General features: G+C 36.9%; 21 protein-coding genes and 1 pseudogene. 20 read left to right on the forward strand and 2 right to left on the reverse strand.

Going from position 1 to position 20,657, the window contains the following annotated elements:
* Window positions 1-86: 86 nt before the first annotated feature.
* Entirely contained in the window at window positions 87-1,232 is a 1,146-nt protein-coding gene (locus BLP98_RS03800) for a cobalamin-independent methionine synthase II family protein (protein ID WP_074481993.1), read from the reverse strand.
* 183 nt (window positions 1,233-1,415) lie between these two features.
* On the opposite strand from BLP98_RS03800, the gene BLP98_RS03805 reads away from it, so the two are divergent.
* Window positions 1,416-1,856, forward strand: a complete 441-nt coding sequence (locus tag BLP98_RS03805; RefSeq protein WP_074481994.1) for a cytidine deaminase family protein — start codon at window positions 1,416-1,418, stop codon at window positions 1,854-1,856.
* A 25-nt stretch (window positions 1,857-1,881) separates the two neighbouring features.
* Window positions 1,882-2,616 carry a PHP domain-containing protein gene (locus BLP98_RS03810; protein WP_074481995.1) on the forward strand — a complete coding sequence of 245 codons (735 nt, stop codon included), beginning with the start codon at window positions 1,882-1,884 and terminating at the stop codon, window positions 2,614-2,616.
* A gap of 72 nt (window positions 2,617-2,688) precedes the next feature.
* On the opposite strand, the gene BLP98_RS03815 is transcribed toward BLP98_RS03810, so the two are convergent.
* Window positions 2,689-2,865: a DUF3042 family protein gene (locus tag BLP98_RS03815; RefSeq protein ID WP_074481996.1), complete on the reverse strand. Its 177-nt coding sequence runs from the start codon at window positions 2,863-2,865 to the stop codon at window positions 2,689-2,691.
* Between the two features lie 186 nt (window positions 2,866-3,051).
* Here BLP98_RS03815 and miaA point away from each other — a divergent pair, with 186 nt between their 5' ends.
* The 18 genes and pseudogenes from miaA to BLP98_RS03905 all read left to right on the forward strand — a co-directional run bounded on the left by miaA (window position 3,052) and on the right by BLP98_RS03905 (window position 20,569).
* A complete protein-coding gene (miaA, locus tag BLP98_RS03820) occupies window positions 3,052-3,951 on the forward strand; it encodes a tRNA (adenosine(37)-N6)-dimethylallyltransferase MiaA (protein WP_074481997.1) in 900 nt (299 codons plus the stop codon).
* 84 nt (window positions 3,952-4,035) lie between these two features.
* Window positions 4,036-5,274, forward strand: a complete 1,239-nt coding sequence (gene hflX / locus BLP98_RS03825) for a GTPase HflX (protein WP_074481998.1) — start codon at window positions 4,036-4,038, stop codon at window positions 5,272-5,274.
* Window positions 5,267-5,905 carry a cystathionine beta-lyase gene (locus BLP98_RS03830; RefSeq protein WP_074481999.1) on the forward strand — a complete coding sequence of 213 codons (639 nt, stop codon included), beginning with the start codon at window positions 5,267-5,269 and terminating at the stop codon, window positions 5,903-5,905. Before hflX ends, BLP98_RS03830 begins: the two co-directional genes overlap by 8 nt.
* 41 nt (window positions 5,906-5,946) lie before the next feature.
* Entirely contained in the window at window positions 5,947-6,876 is a 930-nt protein-coding gene (gene rnz, locus BLP98_RS03835; protein ID WP_074482000.1) for a ribonuclease Z, read from the forward strand.
* Window positions 6,873-7,631 (forward strand): SDR family NAD(P)-dependent oxidoreductase, encoded by a 759-nt coding sequence (locus BLP98_RS03840; RefSeq protein WP_074482001.1) that lies wholly within the window; start codon window positions 6,873-6,875, stop codon window positions 7,629-7,631. Before rnz ends, BLP98_RS03840 begins: the two co-directional genes overlap by 4 nt.
* 35 nt (window positions 7,632-7,666) lie before the next feature.
* On the forward strand, window positions 7,667-9,871 hold the full coding sequence (gene recJ, locus BLP98_RS03845) for a single-stranded-DNA-specific exonuclease RecJ (protein WP_074482002.1): 2,205 nt from the start codon (window positions 7,667-7,669) through the stop codon (window positions 9,869-9,871).
* 171 nt (window positions 9,872-10,042) lie between these two features.
* Window positions 10,043-11,299 carry a DUF4352 domain-containing protein gene (locus BLP98_RS03850; protein WP_074482003.1) on the forward strand — a complete coding sequence of 419 codons (1,257 nt, stop codon included), beginning with the start codon at window positions 10,043-10,045 and terminating at the stop codon, window positions 11,297-11,299.
* 181 nt (window positions 11,300-11,480) lie between these two features.
* The gene (bsh, locus tag BLP98_RS03855; RefSeq protein WP_074482004.1) at window positions 11,481-12,458 is read left to right on the forward strand and encodes a choloylglycine hydrolase; all 978 of its coding nucleotides are present in this window, start codon (window positions 11,481-11,483) and stop codon (window positions 12,456-12,458) included.
* Window positions 12,459-12,559: 101 nt separating this feature from the next.
* A complete protein-coding gene (locus BLP98_RS03860) occupies window positions 12,560-13,078 on the forward strand; it encodes an adenine phosphoribosyltransferase (protein WP_004231134.1) in 519 nt (172 codons plus the stop codon).
* Between the two features lie 107 nt (window positions 13,079-13,185).
* Window positions 13,186-14,130 carry a homoserine O-acetyltransferase MetA gene (metA, locus tag BLP98_RS03865; protein WP_074482005.1) on the forward strand — a complete coding sequence of 315 codons (945 nt, stop codon included), beginning with the start codon at window positions 13,186-13,188 and terminating at the stop codon, window positions 14,128-14,130.
* Between the two features lie 82 nt (window positions 14,131-14,212).
* On the forward strand, window positions 14,213-14,887 hold the full coding sequence (locus BLP98_RS03870) for a DnaD domain-containing protein (RefSeq protein WP_074482006.1): 675 nt from the start codon (window positions 14,213-14,215) through the stop codon (window positions 14,885-14,887).
* The gene (nth, locus tag BLP98_RS03875; RefSeq protein ID WP_074482007.1) at window positions 14,887-15,537 is read left to right on the forward strand and encodes an endonuclease III; all 651 of its coding nucleotides are present in this window, start codon (window positions 14,887-14,889) and stop codon (window positions 15,535-15,537) included. Before BLP98_RS03870 ends, nth begins: the two co-directional genes overlap by 1 nt.
* Before the next feature lie 88 nt (window positions 15,538-15,625).
* Complete coding sequence (locus BLP98_RS03880) at window positions 15,626-16,312, forward strand: tRNA (adenine(22)-N(1))-methyltransferase (protein ID WP_074482008.1); 687 nt, start codon at window positions 15,626-15,628, stop codon at window positions 16,310-16,312.
* Window positions 16,299-17,087 carry a Nif3-like dinuclear metal center hexameric protein gene (locus BLP98_RS03885; RefSeq protein ID WP_074482009.1) on the forward strand — a complete coding sequence of 263 codons (789 nt, stop codon included), beginning with the start codon at window positions 16,299-16,301 and terminating at the stop codon, window positions 17,085-17,087. Before BLP98_RS03880 ends, BLP98_RS03885 begins: the two co-directional genes overlap by 14 nt.
* A gap of 262 nt (window positions 17,088-17,349) precedes the next feature.
* Complete coding sequence (gene rfbA / locus BLP98_RS03890; RefSeq protein ID WP_074482010.1) at window positions 17,350-18,219, forward strand: glucose-1-phosphate thymidylyltransferase RfbA; 870 nt, start codon at window positions 17,350-17,352, stop codon at window positions 18,217-18,219.
* A complete protein-coding gene (locus BLP98_RS03895; RefSeq protein ID WP_074482011.1) occupies window positions 18,219-18,812 on the forward strand; it encodes a dTDP-4-dehydrorhamnose 3,5-epimerase family protein in 594 nt (197 codons plus the stop codon). Before rfbA ends, BLP98_RS03895 begins: the two co-directional genes overlap by 1 nt.
* Before the next feature lie 169 nt (window positions 18,813-18,981).
* Window positions 18,982-20,031, forward strand: a complete 1,050-nt coding sequence (gene rfbB, locus BLP98_RS03900) for a dTDP-glucose 4,6-dehydratase (protein ID WP_006532368.1) — start codon at window positions 18,982-18,984, stop codon at window positions 20,029-20,031.
* 115 nt (window positions 20,032-20,146) lie between these two features.
* Window positions 20,147-20,569: pseudogene (locus BLP98_RS03905) on the forward strand (GTP pyrophosphokinase).
* Window positions 20,570-20,657 lie beyond the last annotated feature (88 nt).

The raw sequence follows: 20,657 nt of genomic DNA on the forward strand, positions 1-20,657 counted from the left end.
GACCGTAAGCATTGTGCCTGCGGTCGCTTTTAGTATAGTATATTGTATTATTGTATATTGAAAAAAATAAAGATGAGTTGGACGAATTAGTTCCAGAATTTAGCAGCAATTTCTTGCCCTTGTTTAATTTTAGCCCATTGTTGTGGGATAGCCAATTCATTTCCTGAATCACATGAGGCAAAACCACATTGATGAGAAAGGAAAAGACGATCTTTAGGGATGATGTGACTAGCTTCTTCAAGCATTTTAAGAGCGCGTTCTTCATCATCAAGGTCAGTTGTTTTACTTGAAAGGAGTCCAAGAACAACTTCAGCGTCTTTATCTTTCAAGCTTTCAAGAGCTTTAAGATCACCAGCTACTTCACTATCCCATTCAAGGAAGAAACGGTCATAGTGTTGGTCTTTCAAGAATTTTGTAGCGATAGCTTCATAAGTACCACCAGCAGCAGAACGGCTTTCGTAGTTACCGCGGCAGTTATGAGTCCAAACTTTTAAACCAAGTTCGTGTCCGTAGTCAGCAACTTCGTTATTAACTGCGATAAATTCATCAGCAAGATCAGCAAGGGCGCTGTTTCCTTCAGCGAAGAATCCAGCAGGGTTTGATTCATCAAAAAGTTCCCAAAGACAGTCGTCAAATTGGATAATTTCACCACCGACTTCTTTGTATTCTTTCAAGAATTCTTTGTAAGCATTGATAAGACCAGCTTTAAGTTCTTCGTTTGTTTTATAAACTTGATCTTCACCAGCAAGTTTATTGAAGACAGTGAATTCTGTATAGGCGTGTGCAGGTCCCCAAATTGTTAGTTTAGTATCAGTATCGCCAGCTTCTTCTTTAACTAGTTTATAGATATCAAGGAAGTGGTGGTTTTTACCTGAAAGTGGTTCAGTGATACGGATACCGATATCTTTACGTGTTTCAAAGTGTCCACCATCGTGGTCTTGGAATGTGTAACCATGGTCAGCAATGTAGCGTTCAATTCCTTTAAGACCCCAGACAAAGTCAAGGTGCCACATAGATTTTGAATATTCACCATCGGTTAAGACATCAATGCCGTTTGCTTTTTCTTCAGCGATAACTTTTTTAATATCAGCTGTTTCAGTTTCTTTATAGCCATCAAAAGCATCGTAGAATGGGTATTTGATATCATCACGATGTTCGATGGCTGTTTTGTATTCACGTAAGTCAGCTGGGCGTAGAAGAGACCCAACTAGTTGAAATTTTGATTTAGCCATGTTATGTACCTCATTTGTTTTTGTGATTTCTATTGTAGCTGAGCTTTTCCATTTTGAAAAATAGTTATTTTTTTAGGACTATGTATAGTTTTAAACTATAACTAAATTTTTCAAAATTTCTGTCTAATTAACTGAAAATTTGATATACTAAGAAAATACAGACGATTTAAAAGGAGATTTGTGATGGATATTTGGGAAAAATTGTATGAAGCAGCTAAAAAGGACTATAATCCTCATTATGTGACACCTTTTATCTATTCAAATCATGTTGTCGCAGCAATTGAGGCTGAAGATGGTCAGATTTTTACGGGATACTGCTTTGAAGCAACATCAGGTGTTTTTCACTTATGTGCTGAACGTGCGGCTGCCTTCAATATGTTTCAACAATCAGGTCAAACCACCATCAAACGTATTATTGCATTTCGGGATAAGCCGCCTTATGGTGAAGGTTCAGGGATGCCTTGTGGTGCTTGCCGTGAATTTTTGATGCAATTGTCGCCTAAAAACAAAGATTTGGAATTTATGCTGGACTATGAAAAGCGTGAAACCATCACTTTGGGGGAACTTATGCCATTATGGTGGGGTGAAGAACGTATGGCAGCAGGCATTGATGATTTAGACTAATAATATAAATACAGCGAGGTTGAGGATGCGAGATAATCACTTACATACACATTTTTCTTACGATTCAGATGCACAGTTTGAAGACTATTTAGACCATTATACTGGTGATATTGTGACAACTGAGCACTATGATTTGTCAAATCCTTATACTAAACAAGATGACATTCCAGATTATGAAGCTTATTCACAAGAAATTGCTGAGCTCAATAAAAAGTATGGTAACCGCATTAAAAAAGGTATTGAAATTGGATATTACCAACCGCGTGAAGCTGACATTTTAGCCTATTTGGCAGATAAGGAGTTTGATTTAAAACTTTTATCTGTTCATCATAATGGGACTAATGACTATCTTGATGACGAAGTGGCTGATATGGATAAAGATGTCATTATTCAAGAGTATCTGGACAAATTAGAATATGCCATTGGTCGTGTGGAGGCTGATGTTTTAGCTCACTTTGACTATGGTTTTCGTATTTTTGATTTGACTGTTGATGACTTAAAAGCTTACGAGCCACAATTAAAACGTATTTTCCAAAAGATGATTGATTATGATTTAGCTTTTGAACTAAACAGTAAATCAATGTATTTATATGGAAAAGAACCTATTTATCGTTATGCCCTAGGTTTAGTTAAAGATTTAGGCTGTCATAAGTATTCGATTGGTTCTGATGGTCACAAGTTAGAACATTTCCGACTAGCCTTTGATAAAATCCAAGATTTACTAGATGAATTTGGCATTGAAGAGTGGGAGATTTTATAAAATCTCTATTAGGTTTAATTTTTAACAAAAAATCCCCTGAGCATAAAGCTCAAGGGACTTTTTATTTAACAATTAGTGAGAAATACGTTTGCGAGCTGCTTTTTTACGATTTTCTTGAATGAAAGCAGCTTTTTCTTCTTCAGGATCAATGATTTTTTTCTTAACTGCGAAAATAGCACCAGCAACAGTAGCAGCTGTGGCTACAACACCAGTAGCAAGACCTTTAGCAAATGCAAATTTTTTAGCCATAATAAATTCCTCCTCACTGATAAGAACAGGGAGTATAAAGAACTTTTATACTCTTTTACAGCAGTAGGATTTGTTTTCTTGTCCTACCACCTTATGTTATAATAATGGTAACGAAAATTGCCTAAAAATTCAAGTGAAAACGTTATATTTACTAAAAAAATCAGGCTTAGGACGGATAAAAAATAGATGTCAAAAAAACTAAAATTGCTAGCCGTGGTAGGACCAACGGCTGTTGGAAAAACAGCTCTTGGAATTGAGTTAGCAAAACAATTTAACGGAGAGATTATCAGCGGTGATAGTCAGCAAGTCTACCGTCATTTAGATATTGGAACGGCAAAGGCAACGCCTGAAGAACAGGCAGCTGCTGTTCATCATTTGATTGATGTACGCGAAGTTGATGAGACTTATTCTGTTTATGATTTTGTTCAAGAGGCAAGTGTAGCTATCCAAGATATTGTCAGCCGTGGCAAACTGCCAATTATTGTCGGAGGAACAGGGCTTTATCTTCAAAGTCTTTTAGAAGGTTACCACTTAGGGGGCCAAGTTGATCAGGAGCAGGTTCTAGCCTATCGTAAAGAATTGGAGCTTTTATCTGATGAGCTTCTTTTTGAAAAAGTGGCAGAGCTTGGTAAGGAAATTCCAGAAATCAATCGTCGACGTGCTATTCGTGCTTTAGAGTTGGCTAAATTTGGTAAAGATTTAGAAAACAAAGAAACAAATTATAATGCTTTTTTGATTGGTTTAAATGATGACCGTCAAGTCTTGTATGATCGTATTAATCACCGTGTTGACCTCATGGTTGAAAATGGTGTTTTGGATGAAGCTAAATGGCTTTATGATAATTACCGTGATGTTCAAGCAGCGCGAGCTATTGGTTATAAAGAACTCTTTCCGTATTTTGCAGGAGAAGAGTCAATTGAAACTTGTGTTGAAAAATTGAAACAAAACACACGTCGCTTTGCTAAACGCCAATTAACATGGTTTAGAAACCGTATGGCAGTTCAATTTTATAATGTTTCAGAAGCGGATTTTAAAGCAAAAGTAAGTGCCGATGTTGATTGTTTTTTAAATGAAAAGAAAATGTAAGGGAGTAAAACGCTCCCTTTCACTTTTGAAAAGAAAATATGATATAATGAGATTTACGGATTAATTAAGAAAAGGGGTGAGTACATGATTGAAACAAGCGAACATCAAGAGCGCGTGATTTTACTAGGTGTTGAGCTACCGGATACAGAAAATTTTGAAATGTCTATGGAAGAACTGGCTTCTCTAGCTAAGACAGCAGGAGCTGAGGTAATCTCTTCATATCGTCAAAAACGTGAAAAATATGATAGTAAATCATTGATTGGTTCAGGGAAATTAGCTGAAATCAAGGCGGTTGTTGACGCTGATGAGATTGATACTGTCATTGTTAATGACCGTTTGACTCCACGTCAAAATGTTAATTTAGAATCAGAACTTGGTGTTAAAGTGATTGACCGCATGCAGTTAATTTTAGATATTTTTGCCATGCGTGCTCGCAGTCATGAAGGTAAATTGCAAGTTCATCTGGCTCAGCTCAAGTATATGTTACCTCGCCTTGTCGGACAAGGGGTTATGCTTAGCCGACAAGCAGGTGGAATTGGTAGTCGTGGACCAGGTGAAAGTCAATTGGAGCTTAATCGTCGTTCTATTCGCAATCAAATTGCAGACATTGAACGTCAATTAAAAGTGGTTGAAAAAAATCGTGAGACTGGACGTGAAAAAAGAACAGAATCGCAAGTCTTTAAAATTGGGCTCATCGGTTACACCAACGCTGGTAAATCAACTATTATGAATGTGTTAACAAATGATAAGCAGTATGAAGCTGATGAGTTATTTGCGACTTTGGATGCCACAACCAAGCAAATTTACCTGCAAAATCAATTTCAGGTGACGTTGACGGATACTGTTGGTTTTATTCAAAATTTACCGACAGAATTGGTCGCTGCCTTTAAATCAACGTTAGAGGAAAGTCGTCACGTTGATTTACTTTTACATGTGATTGATGCTAGTGATCCAAATCATGCTGAACACGAAAAAGTGGTTTTGAATTTGTTAAAAGAGTTAGATATGTTGGACATTCCACGTTTAGCTGTTTATAACAAAATGGATGTTGCTGAGCATTTTGCAGCGACAGCTTTCCCAAATGTGCGTATTTCAGCGCGTGATAAAGAGGCTCGTTCACTGTTACGTCGTTTGATTATCAATGAAATTCGTGAGATTTTTGAACCCTTTAGTATTCGTGTTCACCAAAATCAAGCCTACAAGCTTTACGATTTGAATAAATTGGCTCTTCTTGACCGTTATGATTTTGCAGAAGAGTATGAAACGATTACAGGCTACATTAATCCTAAAAATAAATGGAGACTAGAAGAATTCTATGACTGATTATATAAGCTTAGCTTTAAAATATGGTGGTTTTACATCACTAGATAAAGTGTATTTGCAAAATACTTTAGAAGGTTTGACTAATGAACAAAAATTAAGTTTCATCACGCCACCTCCAAGTGTTATCAATGCTTATTTTGCAGAAATGTATCAAAAGCAATCTCCGCAAGCCGCAACGGATTATTACTTTGAATTATCAAAAGAATTGCATTTGTTAAATGATAAGCCTTCTTTTGATGAACATAAACCGTTTATTCGCTTGAATTTATCAGGAAAATCATATGGTTTTACCTATGAAAATGACAAAGAAGTCGCTCGCGTTTTTTCTGAAAAGAATGAGGCCTTGACGACTGATGTCTTGTTTGAATTGGCACAGGTTTTTCCTCAATATAAGATTTTTGTTGAAGAAAGCAATATTAAAATGTCAAAAATGACTTTTGATGATCAAGAATTAGAAGACTTAACGCCAGAAAAAAGTCTGCTCAGCCATGTTTCAAAATTAAAAGGAAATATGGTTAAGCTAAAAAGTTTTAATCGCGATGAATTGTCAGACTTGCTAGCTCACTATCAAGGGCAAGTTTATTATACGTTTGATCAACGTGAATTTATCGCTTATGTAAAAGTATCGTAAATAGGAAGGATAAGTAAAAACTTCGGTTTTTATAGGTATATATGGAATTACAATTTTTGGGAACAGGAGCGGGTCAGCCCTCAAAGTCACGTAATGTGTCAAGCTTAGTGTTAAAGTTACTTGACGAGATTAATGAGGTGTGGATGTTTGACTGTGGCGAAGGCACACAACGTCAGATTTTAGAAACAACTATCCGTCCTCGTAAAGTGAAACGCATTTTTATCACGCACTTGCACGGTGATCACATTTTTGGTCTTCCTGGCTTTTTGGCAAGTCGTGCTTTCCAAGCAAATGAAGAACAAACTGACCTTGATATTTATGGTCCTGTTGGTATTCGTTCATACGTTTTGAGCAGTTTGCGCTTGTCTGGTGCTCGTTTGCCATACCGTATTCATTTTCATGAATTTGACGAAAACAGTCTGGGCAAAATCATGGAAACTGATAAATTTGTGGTGTATGCTGAAAAACTTGACCATACTATTTTCTGTATTGGCTACCGTGTGATGCAAAAAGACTTGGAAGGAACACTTGATGCAGAAGCCTTGAAGGCTGCTGGTGTGCCATTTGGTCCATTGTTTGGAAAAATCAAGAGCGGTCAAGATGTTGTTTTAGAAGATGGCACAAAAATCATCGCTAAAGATTACATTTCAGCACCTAAAAAAGGAAAAGTTATCACTATTTTAGGCGATACTCGTAAGACTGATGCTAGTGTTCGTCTTGGTTTAGGAGCTGACATTTTGGTTCATGAGTCAACTTACGGTAAGGGTGATGAAAAAATCGCTCGTAAACACGGGCACTCAACAGGAACTCAAGCGGCTCAAATTGCTAAAGAAGCATCAGCTAAAATGCTTTTACTCAATCACGTTAGTGCACGTTTCTTGGGACGCGAATGTAGGCAAATTGAAAACGATGCACAAGCAATCTTTGAAAATACACACTTGGTTAAAGATTTGGAAGAAATTAGCTTATGAGAATAATTGCTATTACGGGAGCAAGTGGTGGACTTGCTCAGGAAATTGTTAAACAGTTACCAGCTGAAGATTTTGTTATTGCTTTAGGGCGTAATCAACAAAAACTTGAAGCTTGTTATGCTAGCCGTCCGAATACTGTTTGGGACACATTAGATATGACAAGTGATCAAGCGATTGCTGATATGGTTGAAAAGCTTTATGTAAAACATGGTCATATTGATGTTTTTATCAATAATGCTGGTTATGGTGATTTCAGTGAGTTTGATGCCTACACGACTGCTCAAATTCGTGACATGTTTGATATCAATACTTTTGCTACGATGACATTTTCACGTTTGGTTGGGCACAAGATGAAAGAAGCAGGGCACGGGCACATCGTCAATATCGCTAGCATCGCTGGTTTGATTGCGTCAGCCAAATCATCTGTTTATTCTGCAACAAAATTTGCGGTTATTGGCTTTTCAAATGCTCTTCGTTTGGAATTAGCTGGTAGCAAGGTCTACGTGACAACGATTAATCCAGGGCCTATTGCAACAACGTTTTTTGATAAAGCAGACCCGTCTGGAGACTATCTAAAAAGTGTTGGACGTTTTGTTTTACAACCTGAAGAAGTGGCTAGACGTACAGTTGCTATCTTAGGTAAAAATAAGCGAGAAGTGAATATGCCCTTGTCAATGGCAGCAGCTCACAAGTTCTACACACTTTTCCCGAAAATTGCTGATTTCTTAGCGAGAAAAGTTTTTAATTACAAATAACCAACTTTCAATTCTACGTAAGAAGTGAGAAGTGAATGATAACAAGTAAATACCAATGGAAAAATATTGAAAAAGAGCCAGATGATGGCTTTTTTGAACTGACAAAAAAAGAAAATATCACTGCCTTAGCTAGTAAGATTCTTTATAGCAGAGGCGTTGATAATGAAGAAAAACTAACACAATTTTTATCAAATGATTTGTCTCGATTGCATGATCCGTATCTTTTACATGATATGGATAAGGCAGTTGCTCGTATTCGTCAAGCAATTGAGAATTATGAACAGATTTTGGTTTACGGTGACTATGATGCCGATGGCATGACAAGTGCCAGCATTATGAAAGAAGCTCTTGAAATGTTGGGAGCAGAAGTTCAAGTTTACCTTCCTAATCGTTTTGTTGACGGTTATGGTCCCAATGAATCTGTTTATAAATACTTTATTGAACAACAAGAGGTTTCTTTAATCATCACAGTGGACAATGGTGTCGCTGGGCATGAGGCGATTAGCTATGCACAAAGCCAAGGAGTGGATGTTATTGTTACTGATCACCATGGCCTTCCAGCAGAGCTTCCAGATGCTTTTGCTATTGTGCATCCCGAACATCCAGATGCTAACTATCCTTTTAAATACTTAGCTGGCTGTGGGGTGGCTTTCAAAGTGGCTTGCGCCTTGCTTGAGTCAATCCCAACTGAAATGTTAGATTTAGTAGCAATTGGAACCATTGCAGATATGGTTAGTCTAACGGATGAAAACCGAATTATGGTTAAAGTTGGTCTTGAAATGCTCAAACAGACAGAACGCATTGGTTTAATGGAGTTGATGAAGGTATCTGATATTGAAATTTCAGATGTCAGCGAAGAAACTGTTGGTTTCAAAATTGCTCCCCAATTAAATGCGCTAGGTCGCCTCGATGATCCTAATCCAGCTGTTGAATTATTGACTGGATTTGATGATGAGGAAGCTCTTAGCATTGCTCAGATGATTAATGCTAAGAACGAAGAGCGTAAAGAAATCGTTCAAAAAATTTATGATGAAGCGATGAGCATGGTTGATTTAGACAAACCAGTTCAAGTTTTGGCTAAAGAAGGTTGGCACCCAGGCGTCCTAGGAATTGTTGCTGGACGTATTTTAGAGCATATTGCGCAGCCTGTCATTGTTCTAAATATTGAAGATGGTATGGCAAAGGGTTCAGCAAGAAGTATTGAAGCTATCAATATTTTCCATGCTCTTGATGAGCACCGAGATTTGTTTGAGGCTTTTGGTGGACATGCTGGTGCAGCTGGTATGACCTTGCCAATTGAAAATCTTGAACAATTGTCACAAGTTCTATGTGATTATATTGCTGAAAACGACATTGATTTGTCTCAGAAAAAGACTTTAGTCATTGATGAAGTACTGGAACTTTCAGAAATTGATTTAGACACTGTAAAAAGTCTTGAGAAAATTGCACCATTTGGTATGGATAATGCAAAACCAGTCTTTGAAATCAAGGATTTTACAGTCAAACAAGCACGTACTATGGGACAAAACGGGGCTCATTTGAAGCTAAAAATTGCTCAAGGCTCAACAAATGTTGATCTTGTTGCTTTCAATCAAGGACATTTAGTACAGGAATTTCAACAAGCGCAAAATCTTTGCCTTGCAGTAACCTTATCTATAAACAAATGGAATGGTCAGACAACTGTCCAGTTGATGTTAGAAGATGCTCGTGTAGATGGTATTCAACTAATTGATATTCGTTCAAAAAATGCGAGCCTTCCAGAACGTGTGCCTGTTTTGAGTCAAGATACCAGCGCTAGTGAAGTCGTTGTTTTAGATATTCCAGAGAATGCTGATGAACTCAAATCGCTTTTTGTGGGACGCCAATTTGATGCTGTGTACTTTAAAAATCACATCAAACGCGCCTATTATTTGACAGGTTACGGGACACGTGATCAATTTGCTAAATTATACAAAACCATTTACCAGTTTCCAGAGTTTGATGTACGATATAAATTAAAAGAGCTAAGTCAATACCTCAATATCCCTGATATTCTTTTGGTAAAAATGATTCAAATTTTCGATGAACTTGATTTTGTAACCATTACTGACGGTGTTATGGTCGTTAATAAAGATGCTCAAAAACGCAGCATCTCAGATAGTCAAATTTACCAACAACTTAAAAAAGAAGTGAAGTATCAAGAATTAATGGCTTTAGGCACTCCACAAGAAATTTACGATTGGTTGATGGATAAGAATTAAGAAAAAACTCCTTTGGATAGCATTAAAATCCAAGGAGTTTTTAAATACTTTTTAGATTCAAACTAAATTAGAAATTAAGAAAATTTAATAAAAATGTTAAACAAGGGTTTATTTTAAGCTTTATTTAAGGTATAATGGTAAGCGTAACCAAAATGGAAAAAGGAGATTGTAATGGATTCAAAGAATTCGAATCAAAATGAAAAGGGAACAAATCAGTTTTCAAACTTTACTGGTAAAGTAAAATCACAATGGAGTAGTTTGAGTAAAACGAAAAAAATTATTGCAGCCGCAGCTGGCGTAGTTGTCATCGGTGGTATTGGTTTTGGCATTTCTCAAGCTTCAACAGGAACATCTGTCGTTAGTGCAGTGACTGGTAGTCCATTAAAAATCACAGTTAATTCAGCAGATGTCATTGTGCCAGAGGATGCTGAAAAAGGTAGTACTTATGTAGCCTATAATATTACTTTTGAAAATAAGAGCAGTCAAAAAATTGAACTTAATTCAGCAGACGTGCAACTTGTTGATGAAGATGGCGAAACAATTTCAAATGAATCTATCTATTCATCAACTGATGATTTTAAAGATATGAATCTGATTGGTACTAGTTTAGGTAAAGGTAAGAAACGAACTGGTTACCTTGTTTATAAAGTTGATCCTAAGAAAAGTAAAGACTATTCTATCGAAGCTGAGTGCACTGTAACAGGTGATGACAGTTATGATAGAAAAGAATCAGAACAATCACTTGAAAAAGTTACCGTTACAGATAATCGAGATAAAATTGAAAAATTGGCATCTGATTATATTAATAAAGTCTTTTTGGCTTCACAGTCAACATCGATTAGTGGTTCAGAGTCAGTAGGATTTAACGCATCGGATGATGTTCAAGTGACAACATTGTCAAATAAGAAAAAAGATGATGAATTCCAACTTGCAAACAACATCGAAGCAGATAAAGCTTTGTTTGTAAAACGTTTTAAAGATGAATTGGGTTCAGAATTTGATTATTTCACACCAAGTGACAGTGAAATGGAAGCATTCGTCAAACAATATATGGAAGCTAATGGTAAACGTGCTCAAGTCGGTGTTTCAATCGAAGAACTTTATCCAACGTCTGCAAAAGTAAAAGTTGAATCAAAATCAATTGACCTTAGTAAGATTGATATGGATGATTTGGTTGATGGTTATCTTGAACAAGCAACTGGTAAAGATTTCTCAGATGATGATGCGGTCATGCAAGATGCTGAAAAATACGTTTTTGCTAGCGTACCAAGTCATTTCGGCTCAACTGAATTAGCGACTGAAACAGATGAAAATACTATCTCTATCTCATTAAAAGATAAAAAATGGTTAGTGGATTCATCTGATAAAGAAAACAACTACGGTTATTCAGGGTTGCAACGTTCAATGTCAGGACAATTTTTCTATTAATAATGATTTAAAAGCTATGATAAGTTGAAGCTTATCATAGCTTTTTTTACTACATTTAGTAAGCGTTTACTAAATGTTTGATATTTAAGAAAAATGGAACTATAATGAACTTGTGAAAACCTTGTTCTTGGGAAATAAATACTTTAAATTCCCAACTTGTTCTTATAAAGAGGAGGTTACTATGTGTACAGCGATAACTTATACAACTAAAGATAGTTACTTTGGTCGAAATCTGGATTTGGATTTTTCATACAATGAAACGGTGACCGTTTGTCCTAGAAATTACCCATTTTCCTTCAAACATCAAGGGGAAAATAATGCTCACTATGCTATGATTGGTATGGCAACAGTAGTGGCTGATTATCCACTTTTTTATGAAGCTGTAAATGAAAAAGGTCTTGGTATGGCAGGGTTGAATTTCCCAGAAAATGCTGATTACAAAGAAGTAGCAAAAGGTAAAGACAATGTTGCTTCCTTTGAATTGATTCCATGGCTTTTATCTCAGTGTGATTCTGTTGCACAAGTTAAAGAACTTTGTCAAAATCTTAATGTCACTAATGAAGCATTTAGTGCGGATTTTCAGCCAAGTCCTCTGCACTGGTTGATTGCAGACCGTCATGAAGCTATTGTATTGGAATCAGTAGCAAGCGGACTCAAGGTTTATGACAACCCAACGGGTGTTTTGACTAATAATCCAACCTTTGATAAACAATTATTTAATTTGAATAACTATCGTCACCTATCACCAAAAGTTTCCGACAATCTTTTCTCAACAGAAATTGAGTTAGATACCTATAGTCGAGGAATGGGTGGCTTAGGTTTACCTGGTGACTTGTCATCAATGTCACGCTACGTTAAAGTAGCATTTACCAAATTAAACTCTGTAGCAGAAGATAGTGAATCAAGTAGTGTCAATCAATTCTTCCATATCTTAAAATCAGTTGAACAACAAAAAGGATTGTGTTATGTGGATGAAAGTGGTAAATACGAATACACTATCTACAGTTCATGTATCAATACAGATAAAGGAATTTATTACTACACAACTTATGATAATTCACAAATCACTGTTGTAGATATGCATAAGGAAAATTTGGATGACAGCAAGTTGGTAACTTATCCATTGGTTAAAGAATGGCAAGTAAATTATCAAAATTGAGTTTAAAAAAATTATCTTCTAAATTCTATTCCTTTTTCTAAAAAATATGCTATAATGAAATGTAAAACATTTTTTGGCAAAAAGCCCATAGAAAGAAGAAAATGGATTTAAAAAATTATATCGCTACAATTGAAAACTATCCTAAAGAAGGAGTCACTTTCCGTGATATTTCTCCTTTGATGGCAGATGGAAATGCTTATAGCTATGCTGTTCGCGAAATTGTACAGTATGCTACTGACAAAAAGATTGACATGATTGTTGGTCCTGAGGCTCGCGGATTTATCGTAGGTTGCCCAGTTGCATTCGAACTTGGAATTGGTTTCGCACCAGTTCGTAAACCTGGTAAATTACCACGTGAAGTAATCTCAGCAGATTACGAAAAAGAGTACGGTATTGATACACTATGTATGCATGCTGATGCTATTAAACCTGGACAACGTGTCCTTATCGTTGATGACCTTTTGGCAACAGGTGGTACTGTGAAAGCTACTATCGAAATGGTAGAACGCCTTGGTGGTATCGTTGCTGGATGTGCTTTCCTTGTTGAATTGGACGGACTAAACGGACGTAAAGCCCTTGAAGGTTATGATACGAAAGTTTTGATGAATTTCCCTGGATAATTATAGTCTAAAACTATAACTACCTAAAGAAATTATATAATTGAAAACTATATCTCCATCTTTTATAATATTACTTAAATATAATATTATAGAGTGGAGATATTTTCATGCCAATAAAACTTGATAAAGAATTACCGGCCTTAGACATTTTGCGCAAAGAGAATGTCTTCATCATGGATAATAAACGGGCAAAACATCAGGATATTAGACCGATGGACTTTCTCATCGTTAATCTAATGCCGACTAAAGAAGTGACAGAGACGCAACTTTTGCGTCTTTTAGCTAATACGCCTTTGCAAATCAATGTTGAATTTCTTTATATGACTAGCCATGAGTCGAAGAATACAACGGCTGAGCATCTAGAAACTTTCTATAAAACATTTGATGATGTCAAGCACAAATACTATGATGGCCTGATTATTACTGGAGCACCTGTTGAAACCTTGGCTTATGAGGAAGTAGATTATTGGGAGGAATTGTGCCAAATTTTTGATTGGGCTAAATCTCATGTTTATTCAACATTGCATCTATGTTGGGGAGCGCAAGCAGGTCTTTATTACAAATATGGGATTAAAAAAGTTTTGTTAGAAGAAAAACTGTCAGGTATCTTTTCTCAAACTGTCAAACAACCTTCTAATCCGATTGTTCGTGGCTTTGATGATTGCTTCATGGCACCGCATTCTCGTTATACAGAGGTTAAGCATGAGGATGTTGATAAGGTGGATAGGTTAGAAGTTATTGCTGAAGGACCGACAGTTGGTTTATCCATTGTGGCTAGTAAAGATTTGCGTGAAGTCTACAGTTTTGGACATTTGGAATATGACCGTGAGACTTTAGATCGTGAGTATAAACGTGATGTTAAAGTTGGAAAAAATCCTAATGTACCAGCGCATTATTATCTAAATGATGATCCTGAGCAAGAGGTTCCAATGAAATGGAACTTGGCTGCAACAACTTTCTTTAGCAATTGGATTAATTACGCTGTTTACCAAGAAACACCTTATCAGATTGAGGAATTGGAAAAGGAACCTTGGTTTTACGGTTATTTGTAATTCACTGATGTATTCATTCGATGTCGTTTAATCTTTGTCAGGTATAGTTTTATAGATGTGATAATCTTTTAGGAATAATATTATGAGTTATTTAGAAAATTACAAATCAGGTAATCTTGTATTACCGAGCGCTTTGCTCTTTCATTACAAAGACATCTTTAAGTGTTCTGATGATTTTTTGATTTGGCAGTTTATTTACTTGCAAAACACGACTAAAATGGATGATTTAGCGCCTAGTCAAATTGCTAGCGCTTTAGACAAAACGGTTGCAGAAGTGAATCGTTCTATTTCTGACTTGACCGCTCAAGGTTTGCTTGATATGAAAACCATTGAGCTGGGCAGTGAGATTGAGGTGATTTTTGATGCCAGTCCTGTTTTAGCCCTATTGGATAAATTACTTGCTGAACCAAAACAAGCACCTGAAAAACAATCTTCAAATCCAGTAAAAGAGTTGGTTGAGGATTTTGAGCGTGAATTGGGACGAATGCTTAGTCCGTTTGAATTGGAAGATTTGCAAAAAACAATCCGTGAGGACAAAACAGATCCAGATTTGGTACGCGCAGCCCTTCGTGAGGCAGTCTTTAATGGCAAGACAAATTGGAATTACATTAATGCGATTTTGCGTAACTGGCGTCGTGAGGGGATTACAACCATGCGTCAAGTTGAGGAACGTCGCAAAGAACATGAAAATTCAAAAGCTGGCAAGGTTTCGGTGTCAGATGACTTTTTGGCAGCGATGGATTTGTGGAGTGACTAATGAGAGTTGGACGTGATCGTTTAAAGAAAATCTTAGCTATTATTGGTGACATGTACCCTGAAGCGCATGGTGAGTTGGAATGGCAAACGCCATTTCAGCTGCTTATTGCGGTGATTTTGTCTGCTCAGACGACTGACAAGGCTGTCAATAAGGTAACCCCAACTCTTTGGAAGCATTATCCTGAAATTGAAGATTTGGCTAAGGCTAATTTAGCTGATGTTGAGGACTGTCTTCGTACGATTGGGCTTTATAAAAACAAAGCTCGAAATATTATCAAGACAGCAAGAGCCATTTTACAAGACTTTGATGGTCAAGTTCCTAAAACTCACAAAGAGCTTGAAACTTTGCCAGGAGTTGGACGTAAAACGGCTAATGTTGTCTTGGCAGAAGTTTATGGTATTCCTTCAATTGCCGTTGATACTCATGTGTCTCGAATCGCCAAACGTCTCAATATTTCAGCGCCAGATGCCGATGTTAAAGAAATTGAGCAGGATTTGATGAAGAAAATTCCTAAGAAAGATTGGATTCTGACGCACCATCGCTTGATTTTCTTTGGACGTTATCATTGTTTAGCTAAGAAGCCAAAATGTGATATTTGTCCTCTTCAAACTTATTGCAAGTATTATAAAGACAATGTGAAAATTAACTAAGCAGCTCGTTTGAGTTGCTTTTGTTGTTTTGTAAGGAGAAGTTGTTTTTGATATAATTAAACTGAATGATATTTTAGAAGGAAGAATTATGCAAACAGTATTATCTCAGCGTTTAGCTGCTGTGGCTGAATTTGTGCCACAAGGAGCACGCTTGCTGGATGTCGGAAGTGACCATGCTTACTTGCCGATTGCTTTAATGGAAGATGGAAAAATAGAGTTCGCCATTGCTGGTGAAGTTGTCAAAGGGCCTTATGAATCAGCTCTTCATAATGTTTCTGGGGCTGGGTTAGCCGATAAAATTACTGTCCGTTTGGCTGATGGTTTGGCAGCATTTGAAGCGTCAGACCAAGTGACAACTATTACGATTTGTGGTATGGGTGGAGGCTTAATTGCAGATATTTTAGCTGCTGGCGCTGATAAATTAGCTTCTGTTGATCGTCTTATTTTGCAACCCAATAACCGTGAAGATGAGCTTCGTGCTTGGTTGATGAACAATGGCTTTAAATTGATTACTGAACAAATCATGACTGAAAATGATAAGTTCTATGAAATCATGGTTGTTGAGCACGGTCAAATGACGCTCTCTGCGACTGACTTGCGTTTTGGACCTTTCTTGAACAAAGAAAAATCAGATGTTTTTAAAGCACGTTGGCAACGAGAATTGAAAAAATTGGAAATTGCTCTTCCTCACGTTCCAGAAAATCGCGTTGACGACCGCGCAGCTATTTCACAAAAAATGACAGCTATCAAGGAGGCTATCGATGAAGGCAAGTGATATTATTGCCCGCTACGAAGCTTATTGCCCACGCGAGCTTTCAATGGATGGAGATATTTCAGGTTTACAAATCGGAACGCTTGATAAGGAAGTTAAGCGTGTGATGATTGCTCTAGATGTGCGAGAAACAACAGTTGCTGAAGCTATTGAGGAGCAAGTTGATTTGATTATTGTCAAACACGCACCGATTTTTCGTCCGCTTAAAGACCTTGTGGCAACGCCTCAAAATCAGATTTACCTTGACTTGGTCAAACACGATATTGCCGTTTATGTGAGCCATACTAATATTGACATTGTCCCTGATGGCTTAAATGATTGGTTCTGTGAGCTTTTAGAAATTACAGATACTGAAATTTTAAGTCCAACAGTTGATGGCTATGGAATTGGTCGTGTTGGAAATATCAAGGAACAAACTTTCTCAGAATTTGCTCTTAAAGTAAAAGACCGTTTCCAATTGGATAGTGTTCGTTTGGTTGCTTATGGCAATCAGGATAAAATGATTAATCGTGTGGCTATTTGCGGCGGTAGTGGTCAAAGTTTTTATCGAGATGCAATGGCAAAAGGAGCCCAAGTTTACATCACAGGTGATATTTACTATCATACGGCTCAAGAAATGATTACAAATGGTATGTTAGCAATCGATCCAGGCCATCATATCGAAGTACTTATGGTCGATAAGTTGCTTGAAAAATTCAATGCTTGGAAAAGGGAAAATCAATGGTCAGTTGAGTTTGTAGCTAGCAAAGCACAAACAAATCCTTTTTATCACTTATAAAAGATTATCTAGATTGAAGAAAAAGTTCAGCTTGGAACAGTCTTCAATCTTTTTTGTTATTGAGAATAAAAAACTTAATCAGGATAAATTCGGCTATTATTCAGAAAGTTCCTTGATGTTCTAAAAAAATGCTGACATTTGTCAGTAAATTTTGTTAAAACCTTGTAAAATCAGGAAATTTAGTGACAGCATTTGCAAAAAATGATAAAATAGTTTCTGATAGTTAATATTGATATTTAATAATAAAGAGGGAGACCTAACTATGAAAGGTATTATTCTTGCAGGAGGATCAGGAACACGTTTGTATCCTTTGACTCGTGCGGCTTCAAAACAACTTATGCCAGTGTATGATAAACCAATGATTTATTATCCACTATCAACATTGATGTTGGCTGGTATCCGAGACATCTTGATTATCTCAACACCAACTGATATTCATCGTTTTGAAGAACTACTTGGAGACGGTTCAGAATTTGGTATTTCACTTTCTTACGCTGTTCAACCAAGTCCAGATGGATTGGCACAAGCCTTTATCATCGGTGAAGAATTTATCGGAGATGACAATGTTGCTCTTGTTTTGGGAGATAACATTTACCATGGAGCAGGTCTAAGTAAAATGCTTCAAAAAGCAGCTAGCAAAGAAAAAGGTGCTACTGTCTTTGGTTATCAAGTAAAAGATCCAGAACGTTTTGGTGTTGTTGAGTTTGATGAAGATTTCAACGCCATCTCAATCGAAGAAAAACCAGAACATCCAAAATCACACTACGCTGTAACAGGTCTTTATTTCTACGATAACGATGTTGTGGAAATTGCTAAAAACATCAAACCAAGTGCACGTGGTGAACTTGAAATCACAGATGTAAACAAAGCTTATCTTGAACGTGGCGATCTTTCTGTAGAAGTTATGGGTCGTGGATTTGCATGGCTTGATACAGGAACACACGAAAGCCTTCTTGAAGCAGCTCAATACATTGAAACAGTACAACGTATGCAAAACCTTCAAGTAGCAAACTTGGAAGAAATTGCATACCGCATGGGTTACATCACAAAAGAAGATGTTTACAACCTTGCACAACCACTTAAGAAAAACGAATACGGAAAATACTTGCTCCGTTTGATTGGAGAAGACTAATGACAGAACAGTTTTTTGGTAAAGAATTAGCAGCACGTAAAATCGAAGCTATCCCAGGAATGATTGAATTTGATATTCCTGTTCACGGTGACAACCGCGGATGGTTTAAAGAAAACTTCCAAAAAGAAAAAATGCTTCCACTTGGTTTCCCGGAATCATTCTTTGCAGAAGGTAAATTGCAAAATAACGTCAGCTTTTCACATAAAAATGTTTTGCGTGGACTTCATGCTGAACCATGGGATAAATACATCTCAGTTGCTGACGAAGGTAAAGTCCTAGGTTCATGGGTTGACTTACGTGAAGGTGACAGCTTTGGTCATGTATACCAAACTGTTATCGATGCTTCAAAAGGTATCTTTGTCCCACGTGGTGTCGCTAATGGGTTCCAAGTATTGTCTGATAAAGTATCATACAGCTACTTGGTTAACGATTACTGGGCACTTGAACTTAAACCAAAATACGCTTTTGTAAACTATGCTGATCCAACTCTTGGTATCAAATGGGAAAACTTGGAAGCAGCAGAAGTTTCTGAAGCAGATAAAAATCACCCAATGCTTAAAGATGTTAAACCATTAAGCAAAGAAGATTTGTAATAAAAATTAAAAAATAAATCAGAAAGGAGTGTTCGGTTTTAGTAAACTGAACACGGGACTAAATCTCTTGGAAAAAGATAAGTCTTCCTAGACGCTGGTCGTCTACGTCAGATTTCCTATTTTTCTGTGAGATTTTTCGCTAGCGAAACGTCCCTTTGTATTTTAAATTATGTCTGAATACAAAAATATCATTGTAACCGGTGGTGCAGGTTTCATCGGTTCAAACTTCGTACACTATGTTTACAATAACCACCCAGATGTACACGTTACTGTTCTTGATAAATTAACATACGCTGGTAACCGTGCAAACTTGGAAGAAATCCTTGGTGACCGCGTTGAGTTGGTTGTTGGTGATATCGCAGATGCTGAATTGGTTGACAAATTGGCTGCTAAAGCTGATGCTATCGTTCACTACGCTGCAGAAAGTCACAACGATAACTCATTGAAAGATCCAAGTCCATTTATCCAAACAAACTTTGTTGGTACATACACACTTTTAGAAGCAGCTCGCAAATACGATATCCGTTTCCACCACGTGTCAACTGATGAAGTTTATGGAGATCTTCCACTTCGTGAAGACCTTCCAGGACATGGTGAAGGTCCAGGTGAAAAATTCACTGCTGAAACTAAATACAACCCAAGTTCACCATACTCATCAACAAAAGCAGCATCAGATTTGATCGTTAAAGCTTGGGTACGTTCATTTGGTGTTAAAGCAACAATCTCTAACTGCTCTAACAACTACGGACCATACCAACACATCGAAAAATTCATTCCTCGTCAAATCACAAACATCTTGTCAGGTATTAAACCAAAACTTTACGGTGATGGTAAAAACGTTCGTGACTGGATTCACACAAATGACCACTCAACAGGTGTTTGGGCAATTTTGACTAAAGGACGTATCGGTGAAACTTACCTTATCGGTGCAGATGGTGAAAAGAACAATAAAGAAGTTCTTGAACTTATCCTTGAAAAAATGGGTCAACCAAAAGATGCCTACGATCACGTAACAGACCGTGCAGGTCACGACCTTCGTTACGCTATCGACTCAACTAAACTTCGTGAAGAACTTGGTTGGGAACCAAAATACACTAACTTTGAAGAAGGACTTGAAGCTACAATCAAATGGTATACAGATAACCAAGATTGGTGGAAAGCAGAAAAAGAAGCTGTTGAAGCTAACTACGCTAAGACACAAAAAGTTCTTGATAAATAATGAGAAAAGCCTACCGTACCTCGCATCGCTTGATACGGGGCTTTTTTTATCTCCAAATCGAGGTAAGTGGGAAATGGTATAATTAACTTAATTTTAAGACGAAGGAATGATAGAAATGAAAGATGATGTAAAACTAGCTCACGAAATTGCTAAAAGGGCGCATAAAGGGCAAGTTGATAAGGCTGGTGCACCTTATATTTTACACCCTGAGACAGTTGCGTCATTTGTTACGAAAGACAATGAAAAAATCGTTGCTTATTTGCATGATGTGATAGAAGACACTTCTTATCAACTGAGTGATTTAGAAGAAGCAGGTTTTTCGCATGAAATCATAAAGGCAGTTGATTTATTGACTAGAAAAGCTGGGTAATCATACAAGCAATATCTTAAGCTTGTTAAAACAAATGAGTTGGCGCGTATTGTTAAATTAGCTGATTTAAAGCATAATTCCGATTTATCAAGGCTATCACATGTTACTAAAAAAGATATTGAGCGATTGAAAAAATACCAAGATGCCATTACATTTTTAAGCACCTAGGTATTTCTATGTGCTTTTTATCCCTTAAAAAATAGGAAATACCATATAACTTAACTTTTGATTCAGAATTGTGTTTGGTTTTCTGGTA

The organism is Streptococcus equinus (assembly GCF_900104225.1).
Classification (GTDB): Bacteria; Bacillota; Bacilli; order Lactobacillales; family Streptococcaceae; genus Streptococcus; species Streptococcus equinus_D.

Coding starts and splice junctions, on each gene's coding strand:
- BLP98_RS03800 (WP_074481993.1), bottom strand. CDS start 1,232: ATGGCTAAATCAAAATTTCAACTAGTTGGGTCTCTTCTACGCCCAGCT.
- BLP98_RS03805 (WP_074481994.1), top strand. CDS start 1,416: ATGGATATTTGGGAAAAATTGTATGAAGCAGCTAAAAAGGACTATAAT.
- BLP98_RS03810 (WP_074481995.1), top strand. CDS start 1,882: ATGCGAGATAATCACTTACATACACATTTTTCTTACGATTCAGATGCA.
- BLP98_RS03815 (WP_074481996.1), bottom strand. CDS start 2,865: ATGGCTAAAAAATTTGCATTTGCTAAAGGTCTTGCTACTGGTGTTGTA.
- miaA (WP_074481997.1), top strand. CDS start 3,052: ATGTCAAAAAAACTAAAATTGCTAGCCGTGGTAGGACCAACGGCTGTT.
- hflX (WP_074481998.1), top strand. CDS start 4,036: ATGATTGAAACAAGCGAACATCAAGAGCGCGTGATTTTACTAGGTGTT.
- BLP98_RS03830 (WP_074481999.1), top strand. CDS start 5,267: ATGACTGATTATATAAGCTTAGCTTTAAAATATGGTGGTTTTACATCA.
- rnz (WP_074482000.1), top strand. CDS start 5,947: ATGGAATTACAATTTTTGGGAACAGGAGCGGGTCAGCCCTCAAAGTCA.
- BLP98_RS03840 (WP_074482001.1), top strand. CDS start 6,873: ATGAGAATAATTGCTATTACGGGAGCAAGTGGTGGACTTGCTCAGGAA.
- recJ (WP_074482002.1), top strand. CDS start 7,667: ATGATAACAAGTAAATACCAATGGAAAAATATTGAAAAAGAGCCAGAT.
- BLP98_RS03850 (WP_074482003.1), top strand. CDS start 10,043: ATGGATTCAAAGAATTCGAATCAAAATGAAAAGGGAACAAATCAGTTT.
- bsh (WP_074482004.1), top strand. CDS start 11,481: ATGTGTACAGCGATAACTTATACAACTAAAGATAGTTACTTTGGTCGA.
- BLP98_RS03860 (WP_004231134.1), top strand. CDS start 12,560: ATGGATTTAAAAAATTATATCGCTACAATTGAAAACTATCCTAAAGAA.
- metA (WP_074482005.1), top strand. CDS start 13,186: ATGCCAATAAAACTTGATAAAGAATTACCGGCCTTAGACATTTTGCGC.
- BLP98_RS03870 (WP_074482006.1), top strand. CDS start 14,213: ATGAGTTATTTAGAAAATTACAAATCAGGTAATCTTGTATTACCGAGC.
- nth (WP_074482007.1), top strand. CDS start 14,887: ATGAGAGTTGGACGTGATCGTTTAAAGAAAATCTTAGCTATTATTGGT.
- BLP98_RS03880 (WP_074482008.1), top strand. CDS start 15,626: ATGCAAACAGTATTATCTCAGCGTTTAGCTGCTGTGGCTGAATTTGTG.
- BLP98_RS03885 (WP_074482009.1), top strand. CDS start 16,299: ATGAAGGCAAGTGATATTATTGCCCGCTACGAAGCTTATTGCCCACGC.
- rfbA (WP_074482010.1), top strand. CDS start 17,350: ATGAAAGGTATTATTCTTGCAGGAGGATCAGGAACACGTTTGTATCCT.
- BLP98_RS03895 (WP_074482011.1), top strand. CDS start 18,219: ATGACAGAACAGTTTTTTGGTAAAGAATTAGCAGCACGTAAAATCGAA.
- rfbB (WP_006532368.1), top strand. CDS start 18,982: ATGTCTGAATACAAAAATATCATTGTAACCGGTGGTGCAGGTTTCATC.